General features: G+C 66.0%; 17 protein-coding genes and 1 tRNA gene. 1 reads left to right on the top strand and 17 read right to left on the bottom strand.

The genetic code is table 11. The features are described 5' to 3' along the window. The first annotated feature begins 111 nt into the window (after positions 1-111). Positions 112-186, top strand: a tRNA-Phe gene (locus tag ACLJK8_RS21385). A gap of 62 nt (positions 187-248) precedes the next feature. Here ACLJK8_RS21385 and xerC read toward each other — a convergent pair. The 17 genes from xerC to ACLJK8_RS21300 form a co-directional block, all read right to left on the bottom strand. Further along, on the bottom strand, positions 249-1,268 hold the full coding sequence (xerC, locus tag ACLJK8_RS21380) for a tyrosine recombinase XerC (protein WP_413152439.1): 1,020 nt from the start codon (positions 1,266-1,268) through the stop codon (positions 249-251). Further along, entirely contained in the window at positions 1,265-1,483 is a 219-nt protein-coding gene (locus tag ACLJK8_RS21375) for a helix-turn-helix domain-containing protein (protein WP_413152437.1), read from the bottom strand. Before ACLJK8_RS21375 ends, xerC begins: the two co-directional genes overlap by 4 nt. A 44-nt stretch (positions 1,484-1,527) precedes the next feature. After that, positions 1,528-1,734: a hypothetical protein gene (locus tag ACLJK8_RS21370; protein WP_413152435.1), complete on the bottom strand. Its 207-nt coding sequence runs from the start codon at positions 1,732-1,734 to the stop codon at positions 1,528-1,530. Beyond that, the gene (locus ACLJK8_RS21365) at positions 1,731-2,405 is read right to left on the bottom strand and encodes a hypothetical protein (RefSeq protein ID WP_413152433.1); all 675 of its coding nucleotides are present in this window, start codon (positions 2,403-2,405) and stop codon (positions 1,731-1,733) included. Before ACLJK8_RS21365 ends, ACLJK8_RS21370 begins: the two co-directional genes overlap by 4 nt. After that, positions 2,398-2,547 carry a hypothetical protein gene (locus ACLJK8_RS21360; RefSeq protein ID WP_413152432.1) on the bottom strand — a complete coding sequence of 50 codons (150 nt, stop codon included), beginning with the start codon at positions 2,545-2,547 and terminating at the stop codon, positions 2,398-2,400. The genes ACLJK8_RS21365 and ACLJK8_RS21360 overlap by 8 nt, the downstream gene beginning before the upstream one ends. A 255-nt stretch (positions 2,548-2,802) precedes the next feature. Beyond that, positions 2,803-3,162, bottom strand: coding sequence for a hypothetical protein (locus tag ACLJK8_RS21355; protein WP_413152430.1), 360 nt, complete (start codon positions 3,160-3,162; stop codon positions 2,803-2,805). Then, a complete protein-coding gene (locus tag ACLJK8_RS21350; RefSeq protein ID WP_413152428.1) occupies positions 3,163-3,417 on the bottom strand; it encodes a hypothetical protein in 255 nt (84 codons plus the stop codon). Next, entirely contained in the window at positions 3,414-3,776 is a 363-nt protein-coding gene (locus tag ACLJK8_RS21345) for a hypothetical protein (RefSeq protein ID WP_413152426.1), read from the bottom strand. Before ACLJK8_RS21345 ends, ACLJK8_RS21350 begins: the two co-directional genes overlap by 4 nt. 218 nt (positions 3,777-3,994) lie before the next feature. Further along, positions 3,995-4,165, bottom strand: a complete 171-nt coding sequence (locus ACLJK8_RS21340) for a hypothetical protein (protein WP_413152424.1) — start codon at positions 4,163-4,165, stop codon at positions 3,995-3,997. Next, a complete protein-coding gene (locus ACLJK8_RS21335; RefSeq protein ID WP_413152422.1) occupies positions 4,158-4,529 on the bottom strand; it encodes a hypothetical protein in 372 nt (123 codons plus the stop codon). The genes ACLJK8_RS21340 and ACLJK8_RS21335 overlap by 8 nt, the downstream gene beginning before the upstream one ends. Beyond that, complete coding sequence (locus tag ACLJK8_RS21330; RefSeq protein ID WP_413152420.1) at positions 4,522-4,722, bottom strand: hypothetical protein; 201 nt, start codon at positions 4,720-4,722, stop codon at positions 4,522-4,524. Before ACLJK8_RS21330 ends, ACLJK8_RS21335 begins: the two co-directional genes overlap by 8 nt. After that, entirely contained in the window at positions 4,719-5,228 is a 510-nt protein-coding gene (locus tag ACLJK8_RS21325; protein WP_413152418.1) for a DUF6948 domain-containing protein, read from the bottom strand. The genes ACLJK8_RS21330 and ACLJK8_RS21325 overlap by 4 nt, the downstream gene beginning before the upstream one ends. A 24-nt stretch (positions 5,229-5,252) precedes the next feature. Beyond that, on the bottom strand, positions 5,253-5,417 hold the full coding sequence (locus tag ACLJK8_RS21320; protein WP_413152416.1) for a hypothetical protein: 165 nt from the start codon (positions 5,415-5,417) through the stop codon (positions 5,253-5,255). After that, entirely contained in the window at positions 5,414-5,554 is a 141-nt protein-coding gene (locus ACLJK8_RS21315) for a hypothetical protein (RefSeq protein WP_413152414.1), read from the bottom strand. The genes ACLJK8_RS21320 and ACLJK8_RS21315 overlap by 4 nt, the downstream gene beginning before the upstream one ends. A gap of 20 nt (positions 5,555-5,574) precedes the next feature. Continuing rightward, positions 5,575-5,796, bottom strand: a complete 222-nt coding sequence (locus ACLJK8_RS21310) for a hypothetical protein (RefSeq protein WP_413152412.1) — start codon at positions 5,794-5,796, stop codon at positions 5,575-5,577. Further along, on the bottom strand, positions 5,793-6,680 hold the full coding sequence (locus ACLJK8_RS21305) for a hypothetical protein (RefSeq protein WP_413152410.1): 888 nt from the start codon (positions 6,678-6,680) through the stop codon (positions 5,793-5,795). The genes ACLJK8_RS21310 and ACLJK8_RS21305 overlap by 4 nt, the downstream gene beginning before the upstream one ends. Further along, positions 6,677-6,910: a hypothetical protein gene (locus ACLJK8_RS21300; protein WP_413152408.1), complete on the bottom strand. Its 234-nt coding sequence runs from the start codon at positions 6,908-6,910 to the stop codon at positions 6,677-6,679. Before ACLJK8_RS21300 ends, ACLJK8_RS21305 begins: the two co-directional genes overlap by 4 nt. Positions 6,911-7,256 lie beyond the last annotated feature (346 nt).

Genomic DNA, 7,256 nt, shown 5'->3' with positions numbered 1-7,256 from the left:
GCGGGGCGCCCCGGCGGGCGCCAGACCACCACCGACTTTTCACACGATCCCCTCTGGACACCAGCGCTGGTCTGGCCTAGTGAGGCGCGCGAACCGGCTTCCCGGTTCGACGCCCGGGTAGCTCAGGGGTAGAGCAGCGGATTGAAAATCCGCGTGTCGGTGGTTCAAATCCGCCCCCGGGCACCACGATTTCAATAGGTTACGGGCCGATAGGTCAGAGTGGCTTCCATGTGGTCTCACTTCGAGTCTCACTTTTCGAACCGGTTCGTGTTCCTGTCCCGTTTCGTTCCGGCCTGCCGAGCCCGCATGATCTGCCGCGCAATTCCAGCATAGTGCAGGATCATCGCCTTGGTGCTGTGCCCGGAAAATGAAGCGATCTCGTCATCATCGCAGCCCGCCCATGCCAGTTCCATCACTCCGCGATACCGGAGCGCGTGGAGGTCGTAGGCCATCAGCCCGAGCCGCAGCCGCTCCTTGCGCATGACCTGCGATACGCCGCTGTCCGTGTATCGCTCGCCCGACAGGTTCACCAGGATCGGCACGTTCGGCATCGGCGCGGCGGCAAGGGACGCCTTGGCCGCGTCCAGCGCAGCCTTGAGCGCAGCCGTGCAGGGGAGCACCAGAGCCTTTCCCGTCTTGCCTTGCCTCACCGCGAGAGAGGCGCCGTCATAGTCGCCCCATGTGAATTTAGTCCAGTCTCCGGGCCGCTGGACGCTCCCGATCCCGATCTCAAAAATCAGCCGGGCGCGCGGCGAAGCCTCGGCGCGGAACTTCTCGACGGCCCAATCGGGCCAAGGCTCATGCGCCTGCCGCCGCGCCTCGGGCGTCTTGAGCGCGCGCACCCCCTTCGCCGGGTTCGCCTCGATCCAGCCCAGGTCGATGGCGTGCTCGCAAAGCACGACGAGCATTTGCGGGATGTAGTTCGCGAACCGGGTACGATGCGCGTTTGCCTTCTGCGCCGCGATCACATCCGCCCGCGTCAGGGCGCGCACATCGCGGCCGCCGATCTTCTCGTCCAGATAGGCGAGGATCTTCTCGTAGTCTCTCCTCGTGCGAGGCTTGAGCCCGGTCCAGCGGTCCGACCCGCGATAGTCCTCGATCAGAGCGCGCCAGCTTGTCTTCGCGGCCTGCCGCTTCCCGGTCAGGATTTCCCAATACTCGCGGTCGAAATCGGCTGTCCCCTCGGCGGCGGCGATCCTGTAGTGCCGACCACGGACCCGGACGTAGATCCGGCCTGAGGAATGGCGCCAGAGGTAGCGCTTTTTCACCGCAATCCTCGCTCACGGCGGGAAAGTTCAGCCGGAGAGATGCCCATCTCCTTGGCGGCTTCCTGTAGGGTTTTGCCACGATTGACCCTAGCTTGACGGTTCTTCTGACCAAGTTCGAACGCGGCCCCGCGCGCCTCATCCCAACACCCAGTCCCATCGCATTCGAAGCACGGGATATTGTTGAGCCACTCCCCGCGCCCACCGCCATAATTCACATGGGTTGGCCCGGTCTTCCCTGACCCGTTGCAATAAGCACACCTCACCACCGCACATCCCCCATCCCATCGACCGCCTCGCCGCGCATCACCCGGCGCAAGTCCTCAACGTCCCATCGTACCATCCCTGGCGCGATCACGCGACCGGGCGGCAGGTGCCCCGCCTCGACCAACTCGCGGAAGTCGCGGGGCTTCATATCCAGAAGCTGCGCCGCGCTCCGCTCGCTGGCGAATAGGGGCGCCTGTTTCACGGTCTGTCGTCTCCCTCGTAATCCCCCGCTCGTTCCAGCCTTCTGCGGCACGGGGCGATCCATTCCAGAAGTGTGACCGGCGCGGGGTGTATTCTCATATTCCAGACCAGCCAGCAGTAGGCTGTCGCGGTCGATCCCTTCGGGGCCAGCTTCCCCTTGTGCATCACCACGCGCTCGGTGAACGGGTAGATGACCGCTGGCGCATCATGCTCGAACAAGCGGTAGTACCGCCCGACCGTCTCCACGAATGAGAGCCGAACGAGCATCGCTACGCCTTCGCGGCTTGTCAGTAGCGCGCGGTGGATGAACTGAGCGGCGAGCCGGAATGGAGGGTTCGTGATCGTCCAGTCCGTCATTTCGGGAAGGTCGCCCGCGAGATAGTCCGAGACGGGGAAACCAGCCCCGTAGTCGTGAACGTCCGATGCCTCCACGCCGTCGAAATACTCGCCGAGGACGCGCGACATGTGCCCCCGGTTCGCGGCGGGCTCGCGACAGGCAAGACCTCGCAGGCGGTCGGGGCCGATATATTCACATATCGCTCTGGTTGCCCATGGAGGGGTCGGGAAATCGTCCAGGCTGTCCATCGGCTCTGTCCGCTGGGCGCGAACCGCGTGTGATGTGTTCCCCATCGCGCCCGTGCTGCCGGGCGGGGTTGTGGTGCGGTCAGTCATCGCTCATCTCCGCGAGCATCGCGTCGGCCATGCGGTAGGAGAGCCGCGCGATGAAGGTTAAATCTTCATCGCTTGAGTTAGGCGTGAGGCGCGGGGCAAACCCGGACATGGCCTGCCCCGCGAACCAGTCGCGCAGGCTCATGCCGGGTTCATCACAACCCCAATCGCCCCGGCTTCCGAGTAGCGGGAACGCAGCCTCGCCCGCTTCTGTCCATCCTTTAGCCATCATCTCTCTCCTGTTCTCAGGTCATCCGCCCGTCGCGCTAGATCCGGGCTGGGTATCGGGGAGAAAACCCAGCACTTGGGAGCAGGGCCTTCCATCTGCTTGTGGCCGTCGCGACGCGCGCAACGCTCGGGCCGGTGAATGTCGCGCGGATGGCCAGAGGGCAGGAGGGCTTCACGCCCACCTCTCCCTGTTCTCGTGGAGGCTCAGGATCAGCCGCGCTTCGAGCGGATGGATGGGCCGGGCCGATGGGTTGTGCTCCGTCGCCTTCGCCCATGCGATTTCGGCGCGGCTGTACCCGCGCGGGGGGAGCGGCGTGCTCGCCAGCTTGGAGTGCGCCGCCGCCGAGCGCGCAGACTGAGGCGCTACCGCTGGCTTGCTCGGCGTTCCTCGAATCCGCCGCAGCCGCTTCGTGATCGAGCCGCGCGAGCGGATCGGGAACCGGTCCTCAAGCGCCGCCGCGCCAACGTTCGGGTTGAGACGCAGCGCCTCGCGCAGCGTCTCGTCCTCAATGGTGGTCCAGACCATCGACATTCACCGCGCTCCCATGATCAGGTCGAGCGCCGCGATGAAGCTGCACATCGCGATCACCGCGAGCGCCGCCAGGATCGTGTCCATCGCCCGGCGCACGGTCGGCTCGGGCTCGTCCTCGACCGGATCGTCGGCGTAGAGCCCATCGAGCATGCGCCGCATCGCCTCCTGATCGGACGGCCGCAGCTGGTGCTGGATCGTCGCCTCGAACTCGGACCGGTCCATCACGCGGGGAAGGTCGGTGTGGTGCATCATCATCGGCGGGCCTCGAAATTCTTGTCGTATTCGATCTCCAGGAGGCGAAAGACCGCTTCGTGATCCCCTGCCCCCAGAAGTGGCGCTATCTTCGGCCAGAGAGTTTCCGAGGCGTAGAGGCTGGAGCCGTGGTGCCAGCAAGGGCAGCCGCAGAGCCAGCATTTGGTGTTGTGCGCAGCCTCTCCTTTGAAATACTCCCCGGGATAGATGTGGTGAAATTCGATCCCTGTTCCGAATTGCTCCTGTCGGTATCTGGTCGCGCGGAAATGCACCCCGCCTTCCGGCCCCCTGAGGGACCAAATATGGTAATGCGCTTCGCCGTAGGGGATGGTGAATTCATACTTGTGGTCGCGGAATTTCATTCCTCGTCCTCCACGCTAGGCACCGGCCCGCCGTTCCTGATGCACTCGATCCAGTCGTCATGGGCGCCGTTGACGTAGATCTGCCGTAGCCGACGATGTGGAGGACGGTTTTCACCGCCTCGTGCGGGTGGTAGCCCGGCTCGATGTTCCCGACGAGCAGGCACAGGATGTTGTGCTGCCCGCCGCTCGTGCTCGTCACGCTGATCGCGCGGAGCGGGTCATTCGGAAGCATCATGGTTCCTCGCGTCTTCCCAAGCCGCGCGCTTGGCCTCGTAAGCCTCAAGCGCGGCGTCCTCGTCGGCCATCGCGGCGGCCTGAACCGCGCGCCACGCGGCGGTCATCTCGGCGTACGCGCGCCGCTCGCAGGTCGGGTGGGTCATGTCAGGCATCGGCCCCTCCCTCCGTTGCGAGGGCCGCATTCGCCCTATCGAGGGCCTGACCAACGGTTGCCTTTACGCCGAGCGAGGGGATGTTCCATTCCCCCGCGAATGGCCGGCCGGTCGCTCGGGCCGCTTCCGCTTGGAGGATCGCCGCGGTTTCCGCCAGCGCCCCCCGAAGCCGCGCAATCTCCGCGTCTTTCGCGGCTAGGTCCGCCTGCGGGATAATCGAGACAGCCGTATCGAAGTGCCGCCCCGCCTCCTTGACCGCTTCCTTGCTGCCGGTGAGGATCACACACGGTTCCTCCGGGTATTCTTCGGCATCGATCAGGTGGCTCGTGACCAGCGCCACGGTCAGGGTGTTGTCCTCACTCACCGCCGCGCCCTCCCGCAACGGGCCACTGGCAAAGCAGGGCGAACCGTTTCCAATGCCCCTCGGCGTTATGCTGGATCGTCACCTCGCCTTCTTCGCGGTACTGGTGGGCGTAGTGCCAGATTTCGCGCTCGGCGTTCGGCCCCTCGGTAGATGCGACGGTCATGCCGTTCTGCTTGACCCGGAATTTCGTCATCCCCGCGCCCTCCCGCAAACCTTCTCCAACTCCCAGAGGATGTTCCGCGCGGTCACGTTCCGCGCGGTCAGGCTCAGCTGGTTGACCGGGTATTCCTCCCGCACGACGCGGTAGAAGCCGTCCGCGCCGGGGCGCTCTGTCCCGCCGTCCTCGCGGGATGCGGGCGTGGGGTAGGTCTGGTGCATCATCTCATCCTCTCGAAAGGGCCGGGGCAGGACGGACCCGCCCCGGCAGGTGGGCGCGCTCGACTTGGCGGCGTCACTCGCGGGGATGACTTCGATGGCTTCCGTCAGGATGATGCTCGGGAGCACCGCGCAGATCTTCGACTTGTTGGGATCGATGCCGCCGACAGCCACGTCACTCAGGCTGATGCCTCGATCCGCCGTGTGCCAGAGCCAGAGGCGCCGCGAGTTGCGAAGCTCGACTTCCTTTCCGTCGCGGCGGATAAGCTCCCCGGCGTGTACTCCTGCGGAGTAGGTCCGGATGATCACGTAGGGATTTTCCATCTCAGTCCTCTTTCGGTTGAAAAATCAAATCACCGCGCCGAGCATCCAGTGCGCGGCCCATCCGATGGCGCAGCCGAGCGTCGCGGCGAGCGCCGTGCTCTGGCTCCACTCGTCGCCCGCGATAGACTGGGTGTAGAGGGCGCCGAAGCCGAGGATCGCGCCGAGGCCGAGAAGAGACGCGGCGGTCACTTCCGTCGCCCTCCCCACGTCACGAGCCACTGGATCGCCGCGAGGATGCGGTCGGCGAGGTCGCGCCGGATGCCCGGCTCATAAACGCGGTCGTAGTCGCGCGCCTCGTCGCAGGGGTACAGGTCGTCTCCAGGCATGGTTACTCACTCCCTTGGGGTTAACGGCAGCCGTTCTTGGCTTGCTCAATCGCCGCATGCGCTTTCGCTGCGGCTCGTTCGGTTTGCGGCCCGGGCGGAACCGCCTCGGCTGCGGCTTCGAGGTACGCCGCCCGGTCGAGCAGCGTGACGCAGGCCATAAGCGCGGGGTCAGGCGTCGGGCCGGGCGTCGCAAGCGCGACCGTGGCGCCGAGCGCGAGGCCCGCGAGGGCGAGGCGGATCATTTGGTAGCCTTGAATTTGCCGTTGACGACGCGGTATGCGACGCCGGGCTCGATCCCGTCCTCGCCGACATAGGCAACGACGATGCGGTGGCGGTTGCCATCGAACCACTTCGCGGTGAGCGTGCTGCCGTACCCGCCGGTGAGCGTACTGCCGTCCCCGCCGGTGAGCGTACTGCCGTCCCCGCCGGTGAGCGTGCTGTAGTCCCCGCCGGTGAGCGTGCAGTAGTCCCCGCCGGTGAGCGTGCTGCCGCCTCCGCCGGTGAGCGTGCTGCGGGCCCCGCCGGTGAGCGTGCTGCGCTCCCCGCCGGTGAGCGTACTGCCGTCCCCGCCGGTGAGCGTGCTGCCGCCTCCGCCGGTGAGCGTGCTGCGGGCCCCGCCGGTGAGCGTGCTGCCGTACCCGCCGGTGAGCGTACTGCCGTCCCCGCCGGTGAGCGTACTGCCGTCCCCGCCGGTGAGCGTGCTGCCGCCTCCGCCGGTGAGCGTGCTGCGGGCCCCGCCGGTGAGCGTGCTGCCGTACCCGCCAATACGGGTGCATCCAATGACGGCGCCTCGCGCGCCGAGGGCGATAATCCTGTCCGTGGCTTCGCTCCGCGATCCCGCGAAGACGGCTTCGGCTTCCGGGAATTTCACCTTGCCGCCGAGATCGACCCACTGCTCGACACGGGCGACGACCCATACGGCATCGGGCCCCCAATATGCGAGCCACCCGTCGCCTTCGCCCCACAGGAAGCCGTGGAGCCCGGCGCCGCAGGAAGCGGTCGCCGCCCAATCCGGGGCTGCGACATTTCCCTCGCGCGGCCAGACGAAACCGCCGCGCGAGGTCATGTCCGCCGCGCAGGTGCGCAGGATGTAGGCGTCGCCGGTGTGGATGATGGGGGCGCTCACAGGAAATTCCCCGCCGCGCTCTCGATGCGCTGGTGCTGGCGCTCGGCGAGGCACTCCGCGTCGTAGTCGCTGATCTCGGCGAGAAGCGCTTCCGTCACGTCGCGGGACGTGCCCGCCTTGAGGTCCACCTCGAACGCCATCGCCACATCGTCGGCGTAGAACGCCTGCGCCGCGTAGGCGAGGCTGTCGGCTTCGGCGAGGCTGTCGTCGTGGTAGCGGACGATGATCATTTCTGTCTCCCCTTGGTGCGCGGCGTCTTCGGAGCGGGGCTCGATCGGCCGGGTCTGTGAGGGAGAGTATGTATCCGCCAAAGAGGACAGTCAAGGCCAAACATCCTCTTTCGAGGATAATTTCACCGGGATGCGATTCGCTCTAGAGGACCGAGCGAGTCCCCACCCTGAAAACGATTGCCCGCCGTTGCAATTTGGTCATAGTCGCTCGGGGCGAGAGGGGTACCGCCACTGACCTGCCCCCCGGAAACTCCCTCGCTCTGATGTAGGGTCTGCTCGACCTCGAAGGAGCAGACGAATGAGAAAGAGCCGATTTTCCGAGACGCAGATCATTTCGATGATCAAG

Origin of the sequence: Amaricoccus sp. W119 (assembly GCF_047275745.1) — a bacterium.
Taxonomy (GTDB): Bacteria; Pseudomonadota; Alphaproteobacteria; order Rhodobacterales; family Rhodobacteraceae; genus Amaricoccus.
This window is presented reverse-complemented; position numbering and strand designations above follow the sequence as displayed.